14 protein-coding genes are annotated in these 19,540 nt (G+C 64.7%); 7 read left to right on the top strand and 7 right to left on the bottom strand.

Annotated features, from left to right (window positions below; genetic code table 11):
• Positions 1-22 precede the first annotated feature (22 nt).
• The 7 genes from V6766_RS06950 to V6766_RS06920 all read left to right on the top strand — a co-directional run bounded on the left by V6766_RS06950 (position 23) and on the right by V6766_RS06920 (position 6,313).
• A complete protein-coding gene (locus V6766_RS06950) occupies positions 23-961 on the top strand; it encodes a carbohydrate ABC transporter permease (RefSeq protein ID WP_448464867.1) in 939 nt (312 codons plus the stop codon).
• Positions 961-1,788, top strand: coding sequence for a carbohydrate ABC transporter permease (locus V6766_RS06945; RefSeq protein WP_448464865.1), 828 nt, complete (start codon positions 961-963; stop codon positions 1,786-1,788). Before V6766_RS06950 ends, V6766_RS06945 begins: the two co-directional genes overlap by 1 nt.
• A gap of 67 nt (positions 1,789-1,855) precedes the next feature.
• Positions 1,856-2,611, top strand: coding sequence for an ABC transporter ATP-binding protein (locus V6766_RS06940; RefSeq protein ID WP_448464863.1), 756 nt, complete (start codon positions 1,856-1,858; stop codon positions 2,609-2,611).
• Complete coding sequence (locus tag V6766_RS06935; protein WP_448464861.1) at positions 2,604-2,906, top strand: TOBE domain-containing protein; 303 nt, start codon at positions 2,604-2,606, stop codon at positions 2,904-2,906. Before V6766_RS06940 ends, V6766_RS06935 begins: the two co-directional genes overlap by 8 nt.
• 207 nt (positions 2,907-3,113) lie before the next feature.
• Positions 3,114-3,566 (top strand): MarR family winged helix-turn-helix transcriptional regulator, encoded by a 453-nt coding sequence (locus tag V6766_RS06930; protein ID WP_448464859.1) that lies wholly within the window; start codon positions 3,114-3,116, stop codon positions 3,564-3,566.
• Complete coding sequence (locus V6766_RS06925) at positions 3,563-5,251, top strand: MFS transporter (RefSeq protein WP_448464857.1); 1,689 nt, start codon at positions 3,563-3,565, stop codon at positions 5,249-5,251. The genes V6766_RS06930 and V6766_RS06925 overlap by 4 nt, the downstream gene beginning before the upstream one ends.
• 21 nt (positions 5,252-5,272) lie before the next feature.
• Positions 5,273-6,313, top strand: coding sequence for an HlyD family secretion protein (locus V6766_RS06920; RefSeq protein WP_448464855.1), 1,041 nt, complete (start codon positions 5,273-5,275; stop codon positions 6,311-6,313).
• A gap of 269 nt (positions 6,314-6,582) precedes the next feature.
• Here the strand turns inward: V6766_RS06920 and V6766_RS06915 are convergent, their stop codons facing one another.
• The 7 genes from V6766_RS06915 to V6766_RS06885 form a co-directional block, all read right to left on the bottom strand.
• Positions 6,583-13,320, bottom strand: coding sequence for an autotransporter outer membrane beta-barrel domain-containing protein (locus V6766_RS06915; RefSeq protein WP_448464853.1), 6,738 nt, complete (start codon positions 13,318-13,320; stop codon positions 6,583-6,585).
• A 322-nt stretch (positions 13,321-13,642) separates the two neighbouring features.
• Positions 13,643-14,716: a saccharopine dehydrogenase C-terminal domain-containing protein gene (locus V6766_RS06910; RefSeq protein WP_448464851.1), complete on the bottom strand. Its 1,074-nt coding sequence runs from the start codon at positions 14,714-14,716 to the stop codon at positions 13,643-13,645.
• A 3-nt stretch (positions 14,717-14,719) separates the two neighbouring features.
• Positions 14,720-15,499, bottom strand: a complete 780-nt coding sequence (locus tag V6766_RS06905; RefSeq protein ID WP_448464849.1) for an amino acid ABC transporter ATP-binding protein — start codon at positions 15,497-15,499, stop codon at positions 14,720-14,722.
• 10 nt (positions 15,500-15,509) lie between these two features.
• The gene (locus V6766_RS06900) at positions 15,510-16,175 is read right to left on the bottom strand and encodes an amino acid ABC transporter permease (RefSeq protein WP_018066810.1); all 666 of its coding nucleotides are present in this window, start codon (positions 16,173-16,175) and stop codon (positions 15,510-15,512) included.
• 264 nt (positions 16,176-16,439) lie between these two features.
• Positions 16,440-17,357, bottom strand: coding sequence for a 4-hydroxy-tetrahydrodipicolinate synthase (dapA, locus tag V6766_RS06895; RefSeq protein ID WP_448464847.1), 918 nt, complete (start codon positions 17,355-17,357; stop codon positions 16,440-16,442).
• Between the two features lie 23 nt (positions 17,358-17,380).
• The gene (locus V6766_RS06890; RefSeq protein WP_448464845.1) at positions 17,381-18,127 is read right to left on the bottom strand and encodes a 4-hydroxy-tetrahydrodipicolinate reductase; all 747 of its coding nucleotides are present in this window, start codon (positions 18,125-18,127) and stop codon (positions 17,381-17,383) included.
• A 10-nt stretch (positions 18,128-18,137) separates the two neighbouring features.
• On the bottom strand, positions 18,138-19,538 hold the full coding sequence (locus V6766_RS06885) for an aldehyde dehydrogenase family protein (protein WP_448464843.1): 1,401 nt from the start codon (positions 19,536-19,538) through the stop codon (positions 18,138-18,140).
• Positions 19,539-19,540: the final 2 nt, after the last annotated feature.

The following is a 19,540-nucleotide window of genomic DNA, read 5'->3' as shown; positions in this document are numbered from 1 at the left end:
CGCCCTTTCGCCGGAGTTCTGCATGTCGCACAAGACACAGCCACGCTCGCATGTTGGCAAGACGGGTCCGTTCGAGCCGTTATGGGCCTTCATCGACCGCCATTTCAAACTGCTGGCGATCCTGCCGGCCGCCGCGTTCTTCCTGGCGCTGAGCGTGTTTCCGCTGATCGAGCTGTTCCAGATGGCGGCCTCGACAATCACCTTCGAAGGCGGCGACCTGGTGCGCACGCCCGCGTTTCTGGAAAATCTCGGCAAGCTTGCCGACGACTGGGTGTTCCGCAGGGCGATGGGCAACACGCTGATCTTCGTTCTGGTCGCAACGGCGTTCGAGATGGTGCTCGGATTTGCGCTGGCGCTGGCCGTGAGCGAGATCGTGCGCGGTCGCGGGCTGGTGCGCACCGGCATGCTTCTGCCGATCCTCATTCCGCCGGTCGCCATCGGCAATATGTGGCGGCTGATGTATAATCCCGAATTCGGCGTCATCAACTGGCTTTTCGGCCTGGTCGGCATTCCCCCGATGGACCTGCTCGGATCGACAAGCACCGCGCTGATCGCCGTCATCATCGTTGATATCTGGCACTGGACGCCGCTGGTGTTCCTGATCCTGCTGGCGGGCCTTGAGGCGCTGCCGGAGGAGGTCATGGAAGCCTCGTCCATCGATGGCGCAAGCTACGCCCAGAAACTGCGCCACATCGTCATTCCGCTGATGTGGCCGGCGCTGATGGTCGCCTTCATCTTCCGCTCGATCGTTGCCTTCAAGGTGTTCGACCAGATCTATCTGCTGACGTCGGGCGGCCCCGGCACGGCAACGGAAGTCATCAGCCTCTACGTCTACAAGGTCTTTTTCAAACAGAACCAGCTTGGCTATGGCGCGCTGATCGCCCTGATCACGATTGCCATCGTCTGTGCCTATCTCGGCGCCTTCGCGCTGGCGCAGCGTCGGCTGGCGAGGGCGCGCTGATGGTCCGGAAACCTGTAAAGAATGCGGCAATCTGGGTGCTGGTGGCCTTTGCGCTTCTGCTCGTCGCAGCGCCCTTCCTCTGGATCGTCGCGGTCTCGCTCAAATACCAGATCGCGATCCTGATGGGACAGTTCCCCTTCGAGGCGACATTCTCGAACTATCAGCAGGTCCTGTTCGGCCGCAGCTCGGATTTCCCGAAGAACCTTCTGAACAGCCTGATCGTCGGCGTCGCGAGCACGGTCGTCGTGCTCGCCATCGGCACGCTTGCGGCCTATTCGCTGGCGTGGCGGCGCAGTTCCGGCATGTTCAGCGCGATCTTTCTCGCCTGGACGCTGACCTTCAACATCGTTCCGCCGATCACGCTTGTCGGCCCGTGGTACGTGATGTTCCGCCAGATCGGCCTGTTCGATACGCTGACGGCGCTGGTCCTGACCCACATCGTCATTAACCTGCCCATGACGATCTGGCTGATGATGGCGGCCTTCGACAATATTCCGAGGGACCTCGAACAGGCGGCGATGATTGACGGATGCCGGCGCACCACCGCGTTTCGCAAGATTCTGCTGCCGCTGGTGGTGCCGGGGCTCATTGCAGCCGGGCTGCTCGCCTTCATCTTCTCGTGGAGCGAGTTCTCGATCGCCCTCAATCTGACCGCCAAGGACACGATGACCGTGCCCGTCGCCATTGCGGCCTATGCGGGACAATACGAAATCCAGCATGGCGAAATGGCCGCCGCATCGGTGCTGTCGGCGCTGCCGGCGATCGTGCTGATGTTCCTCGGCCAGCGCTTTATCGTGCGCGGCCTGACCGCCGGTTCGGTGAAGTAGAGTTTAAACGCGTTTTCGCGGTCGTCGAGTGGTTCCGCCTGACCGCGAAATGCTCTGGGAGACAAGAATGTCCACTGTCGAGCTTCAGTCCATTTGCAAGAATTTCGGCCGGTTCCAGGCCCTCAGCGATATCAACCTGTCGATCGCCGAAGGCGAGTTCGTGGTGCTCGTCGGTCCCTCCGGCTGCGGCAAGTCCACCCTGTTGCGCATGATCGCGGGGCTCGAGACCATATCGTCAGGCACGATGAGGATCGGCGGCGAGGTGGTCAACGACATGGAAGCGCGCGAACGCGATATCGCGATGGTGTTCCAATCCTACGCGCTCTACCCGCATTTCAGCGTCGACGAGAATATCGGCTTTCCGATGAAGATCCGGGGCGAAAGCGGCGAAGCGCTCGCCGCCCGCGTCAAGGAAACCTCGAAGACGATCGGCATGGACGCGCTGCTGCATCGCAGACCCAGGGACCTTTCCGGTGGACAGCGCCAGCGGGTGGCGATGGGGCGGGCGATCATCCGCGATCCGCGCGTCTTTCTGTTCGACGAGCCGCTTTCCAATCTCGACGCCAAGCTGCGTGTGGAAATGCGCCACCAGATCCGCCAGCTCCACCGCAGGCTCGGCTCGACCTCGATCTATGTCACCCATGACCAGGTCGAGGCGATGACGCTGGCCGACCGCGTGGTGCTGATGAAGGACGGCGAAATCCAGCAGGTCGGCCCGCCGATGGAACTCTACACCCGGCCGGCCAACACATTCGTCGCCGGAGATGAATTTCATCGATGCGCGGATCGAGCGGCGAGACGGCGGCAGGACCTGCATGCTTGAAGACGGGCAGTTCATCGAGCCGGGCTTTGCCGCGGACCATTTGCCCGAGGGGCCGGTGACGCTCGCCATCCGCCCGGAAGACATGGCGCTTTCCGAAACCGGCATTGCCGGAAGGGTCTACGATATCGAGGTTCTCGGCGCCGAGACCCATGTGGAGGTGGATATCGGCAGCACCATCGTAACATGCGCTCCGCGCGGCATCATGCCGCTCCGCCTGGGCGAGACGGTGCACATCACGCCCGACCGGGAGAAGCTGCATTTCTTCGATCATCAGACCGGAAAACGCCTGGCATAGCGTCGAAGCGCGCCGCGACGCTTCGCATCAAGCCTCTGCCGCGATATTTCTGCCGAAGGACAACCCGCATTGACCGCAGGTGCTGATCGCCGTGATCAGCAATAAATTCGGTACGGCCTAACAGGCCGAAACCTGGACGCCTTGCTTTTGTCAAATTTATATGTAGTATGCTAACCAATAGCTGCCTAACATATGTGTTCTATCGACATGTCCCAGACATCCACCGAATTGCAGATCGCCTTTATCGAGGCGGTTGGCGTTACCAGTCGCAAGATGCGCACGCTTTACGATGCGCGGGTTGCTGAGCTGGGGCTGACCTTTTCGCGCGCCCGCGTGCTGACCCTGCTTGCCAGGAGCGAGAGCTGCAATCAGAGCGCGCTTGCCTGTGAACTGGAGCTGGAGAAGCCGACGCTGGTGCGCATGCTTGACAGGATGGCTGAGCTCGATCTGATCGAGCGCGTGCCCGACCCGGATGACCGCAGGGTCAACCTGGTGCGCCTGCGCCCTCACGGCAAGGCGATGGCCGAAAAGCTGCTTGCCGAACGCGCCAGCTTTATCGGCGCCTTCTTTGTTCCGGAAGACGAAGAAGCGCTGAAGGACGCGACCAGCCTGCTGCACGCGATCGTGGGACGCATCGAACGGATGGAGCGCAAACCATGAGCGCCGTCCAAAGCGCCGAACTGCGCGACGGGCCGGAAGAGAAGGCCGCCGAAACGCCGGAGGAACAACCCGCGTCACCGCCGCCGCTTTATCCGGGCGCGCCGCCGGCGCAGCCGCCGAAACCTCTGCCGCAATTGCTCCTCTACATGTTCGCCGCAACCGTCGTCGGCCTGACCCAGGCCCTTGGCATGTCATTCATCACCGTGTCGATCCAGCAGATCGCCGGTCCGCTGAAAGCCACGACGGCGGAGGCGACGTGGCTGCTTGCCGCCTATCTGGTGCCCAATGCCAGCCTGACGCTGATGCTGTTCAAGATGCGCCAGCAATTCGGCATTCGCCGCTTCGCCGAAATCTCGATCGTTCTCTACGTGCTGATCAGTCTCTGTCATCTGTGGACCGACACCTATCAGTCCGCGATTATCGTGCGCTTCTTTGCCGGCGTCGCCGCCGCGCCGATGTCGTCGATCGCGATCCTCTATATGCTCGAGGGCCTGCCGCGCGAGAAGAAGTTCTCGATCGGCATCTGCGCCGCCATGACCGTGATTTCGCTCGGCACGCCGCTTGCCGGGCTGATGGCGCCGGTTCTTCTGGACCATGGCGGCTGGCAGCGGCTTTACATCTGCGAGATCGGCCTCGCGCTGATTTCGCTCGCGCTGATCTACAAGCTGCCGCTAGTGTCTGGTGAGCGGGTCAAGGTGATCAGCCGCAACGACCTGATCGCCTTCGCCTTCCTGTTCGTGGGCATGGGTGCGCTGACCGTCGCGCTGACGGTGGGCAGGTTCTACTGGTGGACGGAGAAGCCCTGGATCGGCTGGCTGATGATCCTCGGCGTCGCCTGCCTGACGATCATGGTGCTGATGGAGACGCACCGGGAGAATCCGCTGCTGGACATCAGATGGATTACCTCCGCCGAGATCATCCATTTCACCGGCGCGCTGCTGATCTTCCGCATCATCCTCTCGGAACAGTCGAGCGGCGCGCGGGCGTTCTTCATGATGCTCGGGCTCGGCAACGAGCAGCTGCGCGGCCTCTATATCGTGATCATGCTTGCCACGATCGCGGCCGGCGCGGCGTGTTCCCTGCTCTTGAAGCCCGGAAGGGTTGCCGCCATGCATGGTTTCGCGTTGGTGCTGCTGATCATCGGGACCTGGCTCGACAGCCACTCCACCAGCCTGACCCGGCCTTCGCAGATGTATCTGAGCCAGACCCTGATCGCCTTTGCCTCCGGTCTCTATCTGCCGCCCGCCATGCTGGTCGGCGTCATGGCCGCGCTGAAACGCGGCCCCAATTATCTCCTGAGCTTCATCATCGTGTTCCTCACCACCCAGCGCATCGGGGGGATCCTGGGCTCGGCCCTGTTCGGAAGCTTCGTCACCTGGCGCGAGCAGGTTCATTCCGCCGCACTTGCGCAGGATCTCACCGCCGGCGATCCGCTCGTCAGCCAGCGCATCGCCCAGCTTGCCGGGGCCTACGGCTCGACCATCAGCGACACGGTGGTGCGAAAGGCCGAAGGCACCGTTCAGTTCGCAAGCCAGGTGCGGCAGCAGGCCTATGTGCTTGCCTATAACGACGCCTTTCGTTTCCTCTGCCTTCTGGCCTGCGTCGCCCTTCTCGTTCTCATCGTCGATGTCGCCTTCGAGACATGGGAACACAAGCGCGCCGCCGCCGAAGGCCTCGCCGCCTGACAACCAAAAAGACATTTCAAGATGACACGCATTATCCGCTCATTTGCCACCTATCTGACGCTCGCCATCGGCATTGCCGGCATCGTCGCCCTGTTGTTCGCCTGGAACCTGCCGCCCTTCGACGGGTCGGTGGAACGCACCGACGACGCCTATGTCCAGGGCAAGGTCACGCTGCTTTCGCCGCAGCTCTCCGCCCTTGTGGCCGAAGTCCCCGTGACCGATTTCCAGACGGTCAGGAAGGGCGATCTGCTGGTCCGTCTCGACGACCGGATCTATAGCCAGCAGCTTGCCCAGGCTGAGGCCAGCCTGCGCTCGGCCGAGGCCGCGCTCGAGGCGAACGCACAGGCGCAAAAAACTGCCAAGGCCAATATCAGCTCCGCCGAGGCCGGCGTCGAAAGCGCCAAGGCAAGCCTTGAAAACGCACAGTCGCAATGGGAGCGCATGGAACGTCTGAGCGCCAAAGAGCTTTCGATCGGCAGCGACATGGACAAGGCGCGGGCAACGCTCGATCAGGCGAAAGCCGCGGTCGCGCAGGCCAATGCCAAGGTCGCGGTCGCCAAGGAGGCGCTGCAGACCACGATCGTCAACCGCCGCGCCCTGGAAGCCAGCGTGGCTGCGGCCGAAGCTGCGCGCTCGCTTGCCGAAATCAACCTGGACAACACCAAGATCACCGCCCCGCGCGATGGCACGCTCGGCCAGGTCAAGGCGCGCGAGGGACAGTATGTCACCGCCGGCGCCCAGCTCGTGGCGCTGGTGCCGGACAGCCGCTGGGTGATCGCCAACTACAAGGAAACCCAGTTGAGCGGCATGAAGTCGGGGCAGAAGGTCACCTTCACCGTCGATGCCCTGAACGGCGAGGCCTTCACCGGTCATATCGAGAGCTTCTCGCCGGCATCGGGTTCACAGTTCTCGGTGATCACGCCGGACAATGCCACCGGCAATTTCACCAAGGTCGCCCAGCGTGTCCCCGTCAGGATCGAAATTGATCCGGGCCAGACCGACGCCGAAAAGCTCGCCCCCGGCCTCTCGGTCATCGCCCGCGTCGACACGAGCCAGAGCTGATCGTGGTTTCGAGGCGCCCCTTTGCCGGGGCGCCTCAGTTTTCTGACAAAGGTCTCCTACATCCCGGGTCATCCTCGGGCTTGACCCGAGGATCCAGGCCACCCGGCAAGGGCTTTCTATAAATCTTTGCAAATTCAGCGACTTAATCGCCTGGATGCTCGGATCAAGTCCGAGCATGACCCAAGAACGAAGGGACGATGACACATCATGGTCAAAGCTCGGTGCTTTGTCAGCAGCTTAAGGTGCCCCATGCCGGGGCGCCTCGAGTTTCAGAAATCGTAGGAGAACCGTAGCATTCCGGAATTGCTGGAGGTGTTCTCCGAAAACGCCCCGTCGTATTCGGCGCGCAGATGCATGCCGTTGTCGAGATTGGTCAGCTCCGCGCCGAGGCTGATGCGGCCAAAGACATCGTCCATCGGCAGGGTGACGTCGAAGGTCCCCGCGCCGGTCGGGGCCGCGGTGAAGCGGGCCTTGGTGGTCCAGTCGTCAGCCGACGAGACGGTCACGCCGGCCCGCGCATAGCTGCGAAGCTGGTAGGTTTCCGACAGGGCGAAGCGCGAGCCGACCTCGAAGGACGGCGAGGCCATGATCGCCCACTGGTCGCTGTCTTCCACCGTCTGGTTGAACACGCCGGCTCCGATTTCGGTGTAACCGCCGGCATTGGCGTAGATCAGGTCGATATCGACATAGGGCTTGGCGTAGAAGCTGTCCTGCGCGAAGGTGTAGGCCATGCGCCCGCGGGCGGCGAAGGTCGACACGTCGCTCGAGCTTGTCGCCAGACCGCCGACCGAGCCGAGGACCGACTGGCGACTGTTGTCGAACGAGCCGTAGCTGCCCGAAACCGCGCCGGCAAAAAGCCAGGGCCCCGGATTGTACTTCAGGCTTGCGCCGACCGCGAATGTGTCGCCGTTGACCGAGGTGCGGCCGTCCGCGCCATTGATGTCGCTGTTCTCGTAAGCCGCCGTCAGGCCCATGAACAGATCATCGGCAATGGCAAACTGTCCGCCAAGAGCATAGCTGTAGGTGGTGTCGTCATAGCCGCTGACGCCATCGATCGTGCCCTGGTTGAAGCGCTGGCCGCCGAACTGCGCCCAGACGCATTCCGTCTGCACGATCATCGCCGTCGGACCGTCGAAGACCGGGCAGCTCATCAGCCGGTCGAGACGCTGCTGCGCCATCGAGGCGGACTGCGCCGCAGGCACGGCGGACATCGGCGAGTGGATCGCGTCGATGGCATTGGCTAGTCCGCCGCCGCCGGCCCTGGCGAGTTCGGCAAAGGCCGTGCCGAAGCCTTCGCCGCCCATATCCCAGACCCGCTGGAAATAGTCTGCGATGCGGGTGCGGTTGCCGGTCAGGCCGAAGCGCGAACCGTCGAAATCGGCGTCGACCGAGAGAGCCAGTGACGAGCCTTCCTCCAGAACCTTGTAGGTGAAGATGTCGTGGAGCTTGCCGGTCAGCGTGCCGGTGCGCGCGCCATCCACCGTGAGGAAGGAGAGCTTGCGCGGCAGCAGTGAGATCGGCGCGACATCGAGCGTGCCCGCCAATGTCGCGTCCTGCTGCAAGATGAGCTGGTCGATGCGGTTGTTTTCGAAATCGGCGTCGACGACCAGCGTGCCGCTGTCCGCCTGCCGGAAGTCGCCGGTCACGCGGGTCTCTCCGATGCCATTCTCGTCGCCGACGAACAGCTGGCCGTGGTTGACCACATTGGCCTGCAGCGTCCGCGCGCCCCCGCTGACGCCGAAATTGTTGAACGTACCGGCATTGTAGGGGACCGCGATGAACGCGGTTGTGGCCAGGCTCTGGGTCGCAAGGTCGTATTCATAGCCCGCGCCCGAACCGTTGCCGTCGGCGTTCTCCAGCATGACATCGCCCGCGACCACGCCGTAATTGTAGATGTCGAGACTGCTGCCATCGGCCGATGACCTGTCGCCGACGAAGCGCACCGCCGTGCCGGAATAGGCGCTAATCATGGCCCCGTTATCGACGAGCAGCACGTTATCGCGCCCGCCGCTGACGAAAACGCCCGCGCCCTGATTGGTGCCGCCGCCAACAGTGCCACCGACCTCGATGCTGATCGTTCCGAGATCGGAGGCATCGGTGCTGGCAGCACCCTGGCTCTGCGCGAAAATGCCGATGCCGTTCGATCCGATCGCGTTGATCTCGCCGCTCTGGACCACGTTGACGTCGCCGCCGTGACCATCGCCGAACAGGCTGGTCGAGCCGGCGAACGCGCCGGAACTGTCGCCGCCGAACCCGCCGCCGCCGCCGATCGACTGCGCGACGATGCCGAAGGCGTCGACGCCGGAGACGTTGATCGTGCCGTCGAACTGGACGCCGACATCGCCGCCGTCGCCGCTGCCCTCGATGCTGTCGAACTTGCGGTCGAGCGAGAGCGTCGAGGTGGTCGCGTCGCCGGCAATGCCGCCGCCACCGCCGACCGACTGGGCGAAGAGGCCGTGCGCGCCGCTGCCATGGGTCTCGATGGAACTGCCATTGCCCGCGATCACGGTGACATCGCCGCCATCGCCGCCAGAACCGCCGCGCCCGCCAACGCCGAGCGACAGGATGACATCGGACGCGCCGACCGCGCCCATGCCGCCGCCGCCGCCCACCGACTGGGCGAGCACGCCGAAGGCGCGGCTGCCATTGGTGGTGATGTTGAGGCCGGACTGGATGTTGACGTCGCCGCCATGGGCGCTTCTTCCGCCATTGCCGCCGACCTGAATTTGCAGCGTCGCATCGCGCAGGCGGTAGGAATCCTGTCCGCTGCCGATCGCGCCAAGGCCGCCGCCGCCGCCGACCGACTGGGCCACCAGGCCCATCGCATCATTGCCATTGGTCGCGATGTTGGCCGTGCCGCCCTTGACGGTGACGGTGTCGCCATCCGAGCCTTCACCGCCATCGCCGCCGAAATTGGCGCCGAGCACCATCGCGCCGAAGGGGTTGTCGGTCGCATCGCCGCCAACGCCGCCGCCGCCCCCGATCGACTGCAGCAGCGCGCCGTGGGCCATCACACCGTTGGTGACGATCGCATTGGCGTTTTCGAAGGTCGCCGTCACCTTGCCGCCGTCGCCGCCATCGCCGCCCGTGCCGCCGAGCAGGAGGTTGGCCTCGCCGGTCACCCTGCCGCCGGGGATGGTCGCCGCCCCGCCGAGACCGCCGCCGCCGCCGATCGACTGCGCCATGATGCCGATCGCATGATCGCCATTTGTGCCGATGGAGCCGCCGAAGGTGACGTCGACTGCCTTGCCGACGCCGCCCGTGCCGCCCGTGCCGCCAATGCCGACATTGCCCTGATAGGTCTGGTAGAGCAGCGACAGGTAGGAGCCGGCCGCAACATCATTGCCGGCGACCGAGCCGCCGATGCCGCCACCGCCACCGATCGACTGCGCGGCAATGCCGATGGAGCCGACACCGGTCGTGGTGATTGTACCGTAATCGGAAATCGTCACGTCGGAGCCGTCGCCGCCAAGGCCGCCCTTCAGTCCGAGCGTCATGGAGAGCGAGCCGGTCACCGTCATCGGCGTGCCGGAAACGCCGACCTTGCCGGAAATGCCGAAGGCGCTGCCCTGCGAGGTGCCGCCGCCGCCGCCGATCGACTGCGCCACGAGGCCGTGGGAATTGTCGCCAGAGGTTGCGACGCCGGCGCCATTGGCAAGCGTGACCGTGACATAGTCGCCGGCTCCACCCGCGCCGCCATCGCCGCCGAGCTGTTTCTTGCCGGTGAAGCCGGAAAACCCGAACGAGGCGGAAGCCCCGGTCGACGCCCGGCCGGCATTGCCGCCGCCGCCGCCGATCGATTGCGCCACGATGCCATCGGCATTATTGCCGCTGGTCACGATCGAAGCCGTGTCGTTGAGCGCCACCGTAACGGTGTCGCCATTGCCGCCGGCCCCGCCCGTGCTGCCGAGCGTCTCGGCGAAGGATGCGGAGAACACGCCGGCGCCGAGGCCGCTGGTCATGGCATAGGTCCAGGAATTGCCGCCGGCGCCGCCGCCGCCGCCGATCGACTGGGCGAGAATGCCGTGCGAGCCGTCGCCGGCGGTGATTACGCCGGTCGTGCCGTTGAGCCCGACATCGACATCGCCGCCCTTGCCGGCCGCGCCGCCATCGCCGCCCGCCGAGAGGGTGAAGCTCATCGAGACCGGCACCTCGACAGGGATCACCTGGGCAATCGCCGCCGACATGGCGCGCCCGCCGATGCCGCCGCCGCCGCCGATGGACTGGGCGAGAATGCCGATCGAATCCGACGTGTCGTCGCCGGCCGTGCCGGTGGAGATAATGCTGTCGGTGAGGTCGACATTGACCCGGCCGCCATCGCCGCCCTGGCCGCCCGTGCCGCCAAGCGAGAAGGTCGAGGCGAACACCAGCGATTCATTCGCGCCGTAAGCCGCGCCGCCAATGCCGCCGCCGCCGCCGATCGACTGCGCGACAATGCCGTTGGAATTGGAGCCGAGCGTCGAAGCCTGCAGGCCATTAAAGGCGACATCGACCCTGCCGCCGGTGCTGCCGTCGCCGGCATCGCCGCCCACGGTCAGTTGCGCGACCGTCAGCACGGCCTCGCTCACCGCATTGCCGCCCGTGCCGCCGCCGCCGCCGATCGACTGCGCGAGAATGGCCGAGGCATTGTCGCCGGCGGTGGCGACGGCCGGCGCGCCGCTATAGGCTCCGGTGACCAGATTTCGGTTACCGACGGAGACGAGACCGCCATCGCCGCCGATCCCGCCGCTGCCGCCGACGCCGACGCCGACAAGCACGCCGAAATCGAGCACGTCGCCGCCATCGCCGCCGCCGCCGCCAATCGACTGGGCCGAGAGGCCATAGGAGAAATCGCCGCCGGTAGAGATCGAACTGTCTTCGAGGAAGGCCTGAACCGCGCCGGCATCGCCGCCTTCGCCGCCTTGGCCGCCGACGGAAAGCAGGCCGAAACCGCCCGCGCCCGCGCCGCCGCCGCCGCCGATCGACTGCGCCAGAATGCCGGTCGAGGCGTTGCGCGAGGTCTGCACGGAGCCGCGATTGTAAACCTGGACGAGGCCGCCGGCCCCGCCGCCGCCGCCGCTGCCGCCGACGATAAGCTTGCCGCCGCCAAGCGTGCCGGCAGCACCCCCGCCGCCGCTGATCGATTGGGCGATGATGCCGCGCGAGCCATAGCCGAAGGTCGCGATGATGCCGGTATTGGTGACGGAGACATGGCCGCCATCGCCGCCAAGGCCGCCGTCACCGCCAAGGCTGATGATCGAGGCGACCGGCAGATCGCCCGCGCCGCCGCTGCCGGCGATCGACTGGACCAGCATGCCGGGCGCCAGATTGCCGCTTGTGAAAATGAGGCCGGCATTGGACGCGGTGATCGCGCCGCCATCGCCGCCCTGTCCGCCGGCGCCGCCGGCCCCGAGCACGGTGACGAAATCGCCTCCGGTGCCCCCGCCGCCGCCGATCGACTGCAGGGCAATGGCCGCGGCATAATCGCCGGAGGTTTCCGTTGCCGTGCCGCTGTCGGTCGCAAAGGTGATGCGCCCGCCATCGCCGCCGACGCCCCCGCCGCCGGTCTGGCCGACAAGCGCGGTATCGTCGCCGCCATCGCCGCCGGTCCCACCGATCGATTGGGCAAGGAAGCCATAGGCAGACGTGCCGGACGTGGTGATCGACGCGGTATCGTAGATGCCGCCGGAAACCGCGCCGCCATCGCCGCCATCGCCGCCGGAGCTGTCGCGTTCGCCGTCCTCGCCATCGCCGCCATCGCCGCCCTTGCTGCGCATCACGACGCCCGAAATCGCCTCGCCCTGAGTGGTGATGTTGGCGCTGCCATGCAGTTCGACCTTGCTGAGGCCGGCGACATCGCCGCTGGTGTCGCCGGCATTGCCGCCGTTGCCGCCCTTGTTGCTGCCGGGCGCCTTGCCGCCATCGCCGCCCTGACTGATGGCGACCACCGCGCCGGAAAGCCCGTCGACATGATTGTCCGAGACGATGTGGATGTCGTTGTTGACGAAGACTTCGACCTGGTAGCCGGCTTCTCCCTTTCCGCCCTCATCGCTGTTGTCTTCGGAATCCCGACCATCGCCGCCCTTGCTCAGCGCATAGATGCCGCGCACGCCGTCATCGGAGCCGTTGTGGTCGTTCCAGTAGATGTCGATCGTGCCATTGTTGGTGACGGAGATATTGCCGCCCGTGCCGCCATTGCCATTGTCATGGCCGCCCTTGTTGCCTTCGGCGATCGCGGCAATGCCCCAGCCGAAATCGCGGCCGTCGATATGGGCGCTGCTCGTGCCGAGCGTGATCGCGCCATTGTTGACGATGGCCATATCCTTTGCGTCGCCGCTACTGCCACCGCGCTGGTTGCCAACCGTCGAATCCTGGTCGCCGCCCTTGCCGGCATGGGCAAGCGCATAGATGCCCGCGCCGCCGTTCAAAAGCGCCTGCTGAAGCGCAATGGTGGAATTGTTCTCGATATAGATCGTGCCGCTGTCGCCGCCGCGTCCGCCATCATCGCCGCCGGCGCCGGTGTCATCCTCGTCGCCACCACCATGGCCGCCGAGGCTCTGGACGAGAATGCCGTAGACCTCGTCATTCGACGATCCGGCAATGGTGATCGGGGCGTAGTTGTAGACCGAGAGATTGCCGCCATCGCCGCCATCCGTGTGACCGTCATCGTCGCCATCGCCGCCGCTGGAGGAAAGCGCGAGACCATAGCGGCCATCATCGCCGATGGTGATCGTGCCGTAATTGTCGAGCCGGTAGTCGGGGCCGTCATCGCCATTGCTGTCGTCGTCGCCATCATCGCCTTCGCCGACCAGCGGATAGCTGGCCGTGTAAGTGCCGCTCGAAATCGTGCAGGAACTGGCATCGTCGGGAGAGAGGCAGAAGACGGTCTGCGCCCCGGCTGCCGGCGGCATCAGCAGGGCGAGGGCGGAGACCGTTGTCAGGAGGAGCGCCGCGCCGGTCGCTCCGTTGTTTCCGGTTTCGCGAATCGCGCCGCGCTCGCCCCCCAGACGCTTCCAACCCTTGGCCATCAGTCTGTCCTCATCCCTCAGCTCGCCGCAGCGGCGACGTCAATAATGGAAAAAAAGTGCATGATGGCTGTAAAGAGCACGCCGAAACCGGTCAACGCGTCGCCGATGAAACGGCCGTTTCACTCGATGAATCGGCATGAAGGCCGGAACCGTCACCCGACAGCCCCGGCCCTCTGCAAATCCAGACGCGTTACGTACGCCCGAATTACGGGCCGACAGACTAAAAGCGGATCTTCAGCCCGGCATTGACGCCGTTCTCGCTGAGTGGCGTTCCCTCGATGGAAAACGACGCGTCGTGATCATCCAACCGCGGTTGTCGCGTTCACGCCACGAGCAGCCGCTTGAGGAAGGGGTTTTCCAGCAATTTCTCGCTCTCGATACGGTTGTGGGCCACCATGCCGCTTGCGCCGAACGCGCCCTTTCGCAGAAGGTCGATCAGGCTTGCGGCGTAGGCCGCGGCGACCGAGGTCATGGCGTTGAAAGGCTGATGCCTGTCTGAGCGGAAGCGCAGCGACAGCGACCGTTCTGCGGGACGATTGCGATGCGTGCTGCGCGCGGTCAGGAACAGCAGAAGCTCGTCCTCGTCGATGACCGGCAACCCGTTCATCAGCAGGGATCTGAGCATGTCGCGGCGGCCCTTCAATCCCAGATCATCCAGAAGGAAGCGCATGTAATCCAGGTGGCCGGGATAGCGCAGGGTCTTGAAGGTGACGTTCCTCACTCCCGCCTCGAGATAGGGCGTCAGGTCGGAGAGGCCGCGCGCGGTGGTGAAACACTCATAGACCGTTCCGTCGAGAATGACCTTTTCGAGATGTTCCAGCGGTTTCAGGAACACTGCCTTGCCGTCCTGGACGGCTTCGCAGGCGCGGGTATATTCCTCGATCATCGCGTCGATATCCCAGATCTGGCCGTAACCCAGCCGGTTGGCGGGATAGCGCGGCAGCGAGCCGACCCGGATCGTCAGATCGCTGATCGTGCGGCCGGGCTCCATCAGCCCCGAGGCGATGTTGTCCACCAGCCCCGGCGCCACGCCTGCGCCCGAAAGCACCAGGCGCGTTTCGGCAAGTTTTTTCAGCAGGGAAAGGCTTTCAGGCCGCGCCGGGGAGAAATCCAGAAAATGCGCGTGTGAAGCGCCGGCAAGTTCGGCAATGCCGGAGGCCGCCCAGTCGGGGGCGGCGGCAACGATCAGATCGCTGCCGCGCGCCTCGGCGGGCAACCCTTCCTTCTGGCGCGCACGGATCGCCCTGACTGGCAGGCCAAGCGCCGCAAACGCGTCGAGCGCCTCCTCGGAAGGGTCGATGATCGTGACGTCGATGTCGCCCGTGAGACACAGCGTTGCCGCAAGGGCGGAACCGACCTTGCCCGCGCCGAAGATCGCAACCTTGAACCTGTCCATGATCTAGCCCCTGAAGCGGGAAACGAAGGCCTGAAGCCTTGGGTTCTGTGGATTGAGGATCACCTGGTCGGGCGAGCCGGTTTCCGCGATCACGCCCTGATCCAGGAACAGGACCCGGCTCGAGACATCGGCGGCAAAGGCCATTTCATGGGTCACGATCGCCATGGTCATGCCGTCTTCGGCGAGCTTGCGGATCACGGCGAGAACCTCGCCAACGAGTTCGGGATCAAGTGCGCTCGTCACCTCGTCGAGCAGCAGCACCTCCGGCTCCATCGCCAGCGCGCGGGCAATCGCGACGCGCTGTTTCTGGCCGCCGGAAAGGTGGTTGGGGTAGGCGGCGTGTTTTTCCGCGAGACCCACCTGGGCCAGAAGGTCCATTGCGTGGGCGATGGCCTCCTTCTTCGGCTTGCGGCAGACGATCACCGGCCCTTCGATGACGTTTTCCAGCACCGTCTTGTGCGGAAACAGATTGAAGTGCTGGAACACCATGCCGACATGGCGGCGAAGCGTGCCGATCCCGATCTTGTCGCCGGCATCGCGGAAGCTTGCGCCGACATCGCACCCGCGAAAGCGGATCGTGCCGCCGGTGGGCATCTCCATGACGTTGAGGCAACGGATGAAGGTGGATTTGCCGGACCCCGAGGGGCCGATCAGGGCAACCACCTCGCCACGCGTCAGGATCAGGTCGATCCCCTTCAGGACCTCGTGAATGCCGTAGCTTTTCTGAAGGCCGAGAGCTTCGAGAACCGGTGCGCCGGTCTGGCTTTGCTGTGTCATGTTCATCTTCCTTCCCTCAGTCGCTGACCCTGAGCCGTTTTTCAAACCAGTCCGCGGCCTGCATCAAAGGCAGCAGCACGACGATGTAGAGCACGGCCATGACCGTGTAGGATTCCAGCGGCCGGTAGGTCTGGCCGTTCACCACCGCAGCCATATAGGCGAGGTCGGCAACCGAAATGACGGAGACGAGCGAGGTGTTCTTGAACTGGATGACCGACTGGTTGATGAAGGACGGCAGCACCCGTTTCAGCGCCTGCGGCAGGATGATGCGTCGCATCGACTGGAACGGGCTCATGCCGATGGCGGCGGCCGCCTCGCGCTGGCCCTTGTCGATCGACACGATCCCGCCGCGGAAGATCTCCGCGTAGAAGGCCCCGACATAGAGCGACAGGGTCAGCATGGCCGCGAACCGGTTGTCGATATTGACGCCGATCAGCAGCGGGAAGGCGTAGTAGAACCAGAGCAGTTGCACCAGGAGCGGGCTGCAACGGAAGATTTCCTGATAGATCCGCCCGATCCAGTTGAACACCCTGAACCGCGAAAGCCGGGCCGCGCAGGTGATAAAGCCGAGGATCACGCCGAAAAAGATCGATCCGAACGTGTAGACGATGCTGATCCCGAGCCCGTAGAGGAACAGGTCGCGATACTGCCATACCGAATGAAAGTCCCAGTTATACTGCATCACCTTGCTCCCTGGTTGTCACATCGATGCCCTGTTCGGGCCGCCCAGCGCCCGCAACACTGCTGTTGATGCCATTTTCTGTTCATTTCGGTTCCCCTCGTTTTGGTGAAGTCCGGCTCCTCCCGAGACGGAGAGCCGCTCCTGTCGTTCGTGTCCGGCGCGTTGAACCGGCATTTCTGTTAGCCGTTGCCGCGCGCCGGGCAATTGTCCTTGCGCAAATCCGGACCGAAAACAGGCGGTTTTCCGTCGGGCTGCCGCGATGCCTCAGCGCGCGCCAAGCACGCTTGAGGCCGCCGATGTATAGCGGTTCAGGATGCCGGCGAGACGCTCGCGGTTGGCATCGGAGACCGGCACCATCGGCAACCGCATTTCCGGGCCCGAAAGGTTGTTCAGCGCCAAGGCCGCCTTGACGGGGCCGGGATTGCTTTCGACGAACATGCCGTCGGTGAGTTCGGCCACCAGATCGTGCAGCGCAAGCGCGTGGGCGGTGTTGCCCTCATGCCAGGCCCTGACCATCGCGACCATGGATTCCGGCGCGACATTGGCGACGACGGAGGTGACGCCCACAGCGCCGAGCGACAGGAACGGCAATGTCAGCCCGTCATCGCCCGAATGCACGATCAGCTCGTCGCCGCAGGCGCGGCGCAGCTCGCTGACGCGCGCCGCCGAGCCGCCGGCCTCCTTGATGGAGAAGATGTTGGCGTGGTTGCGCATCAGCGTCGCGCAGGTTTCGGCCGCGATCTCGACGCCGCAACGGCCGGGCACGGAATAGAGCATGACGGGCAGCGCGGTCGCCTCGGCCACCGCGCCATAATGGGCGATCAGGCCCGCCTGTGTCGGCTTGTTGTAATAGGGGGTCACGACGAGCACGGCATCGGCCCCGGCCGCTTCGGCGCGGCGGACCTTTTCAACCGCCTTCTTCGTGTCGTTGGCGCCGGCGCCCGCCATGACCAGCGCGCGGCCCTTGGTTTTCTCGACCGTGCGGGCAATCAACTGATCGGCCTCGTCATCGGAAAGGGTTGCTGCCTCGCCGGTGGTGCCGACGGGCACGAGACCGGCGACGCCGGCCGTGATCTGTCGCTCGACAAGCGCATCGAAGGCGTCAAAATCGATCGATCCATCGCGAAACGGGGTGACGAGGGCGGTGAAAACGCCGGTAAATCGACTCCTGAGTTCGTTCATTGTGTTCTCCTCTGATTGGGTTTTCACCGGGCCGCGAGGCTGTCGGCGAGTGCATAGCGGCGCGGTTCGCGATGACCGGAAATCAGCCATTGCGCCGCGGCGATGGCGCCCTCGGCATAGGCCGAGAGCGTGTGAACCTGATAGGTGAAACGGGCTTCCGCAGAGCCGAGATCGAAGCTGACGGCGTTGATGCCGACGGTATCGCCTTCGCGGAACACGGTGATCGGCGTCTTTGCGGCGGCAAAGCCCATGACGGCGCTTCTCGCTTCCTCGATCTGTCCCGCAAGCAGTTTCGATGTCCCCGAAGGCTCGGCCTTCTTGCGGGTATGATAGGTCTCGGTTACACGCGGCTCGCCCTCCGGCATCATCCGGGCAAAGCCCAGAACATTCAGGCGGAAGGCCTCGAAACCACGGGCGAAATTCGCGCTGATCAGCATCGGCCGGTGGGCGCAGCAGGCCGAAAGGCGGGCATCGTCCTCGGCGGAGAAGCCGGTGGTGCCGATGACCATCGGTATGTTCTTCAGGCCAATGGCGTCCTGAAGCGCCATGCTGGCCTCAGGCGTCGAAAAATCGATGATGACGTCGCAATGGCTCTTCATCGCCGCATCGGCGGGGCGGTATTCAATGCTGCTGCCGGCAACGGGCTTGCCGACAAGCCTTGATCCCGGCGATACCATGGCCGCCGCAAGCTCAAGGCCGGGATTGGAGACGATCAGCTCCACGAGACTGGTTCCGACACGGCCCGAAGCGCCGAGAATTCCGATACGCATTATGCTCTCCTCAGTCGATAACGACCTTCTGTTCCGACATTTCCCGGATGGCGACGCGTACGCCCTCGCGGCCCAGGCCGGAGCGCTTGATGCCGCCGAAGGGCACATGCTCGGCGCGGAAATCAGGCCCCTCGTTGATCATCACGCCACCAACGGCGAGGTTGCGGGAAAACATCCGGACCAGGGCATGGTCATTGGTGAAGACGCCCGCCTGCAGCCCGTATTCGCCGGTATTGACCTCGGCGATCGCCGCGCCGGCGTCGCTGAAGCGGCGGATCGCGATCACGGGGCCGAAGGTCTCCTCAGCGATGACCGGGGCATCGGCGGCGACATCGGTCAGAACGGTCGGCGCGAAAACGGTGCCGTCGTGGTTGCCGCCCGTCAGAAGCCTACCCTTGCCAGCGCTTACCGTGGCCTCGATCCTCTCGGCGACCATGCGGGCCGCAGGGAGATCGATCACGGTTCCCATGTCGGTGTCGTCACGCGCGGGGTCTCCGAACTCGATGGCGTCCACCGCGGCCATCAGTTTTTCGGTGAAGGTCTTTTCAATCTCAGCGTGGAGGTAAAGTTTCTTGACGGCGGCGCAGCTCTGGCCGGCGATCTCGAAGCGGTGCCCGATCGTGGTGGCAACGGCGCGGTCGAGGTCGGCATCGGGCAGGACGAACAGCGGGTCATTGCCGCCAAGCTCCATCAGGCAGCGCACCAGACCGCTGGCGTTCTTGAGCGCCAGCCCGGCCGCCGGGCCACCGGTAAACGACAGAAGATCGATCGGGGCGCGGGCGAGAGCTAGCGCTGCCTCCGCGCCGCCATTGACGACCTGGAACAGGTCCTCCGGCCAGCCTGCCTTGCGGGCAAGTTCGCAGAGCCTGTTGGCCGCAAGCGGCGCTTTCGGCGAGGGCTTGGCGACGACGGCGTTGCCGGCGGCGATCGCCGGACCAAGCTTGTGGCAGAGAAGATTGACCGGATAGTTGAACGGCGTGATCGCCCCGACAACGCCGACCGGCTCGTAGGTCACGGTCGCAAGCCGGTCCGCGCCGCCCTCGACGATGGCGCAGTGCAAAGCCTCGCCGTCAAGGAAAGTGGCGGCGTCGCCGGCAAGCTTCAGCGTGTTCTGGGCGCGGCGGATTTCGTTGCGCGCCTCCCTTATGGTCTTTCCCATTTCCGAAGACACGATGCGCGCCAGATTTTCGGCATCTGCAGCGATTTCGGCTGCAAGCGCGTTCAGCAGGGCGCGGCGCGTGGCCGGGGTCGAGAAGCGGAAGGCGCGGGCGGCGGCCTTGGCGTTGATCACGGCGGCGGCGATCTCCGCCGGCGTGTTCACGCAGAGCTCGCCCACCGGCGCGCCGGAAAACGGGTTGCGGACGGAAATCGTTTCTGTTTTCGGCAGGATTGCCGCCTGTGCCTGTGCCATAG

The sequence above is a fragment of the Martelella sp. AMO21009 genome (assembly GCF_053484295.1).
Note: the sequence above shows the minus strand (reverse complement) of the source record. Positions and strands in the feature narration are given on the sequence as shown.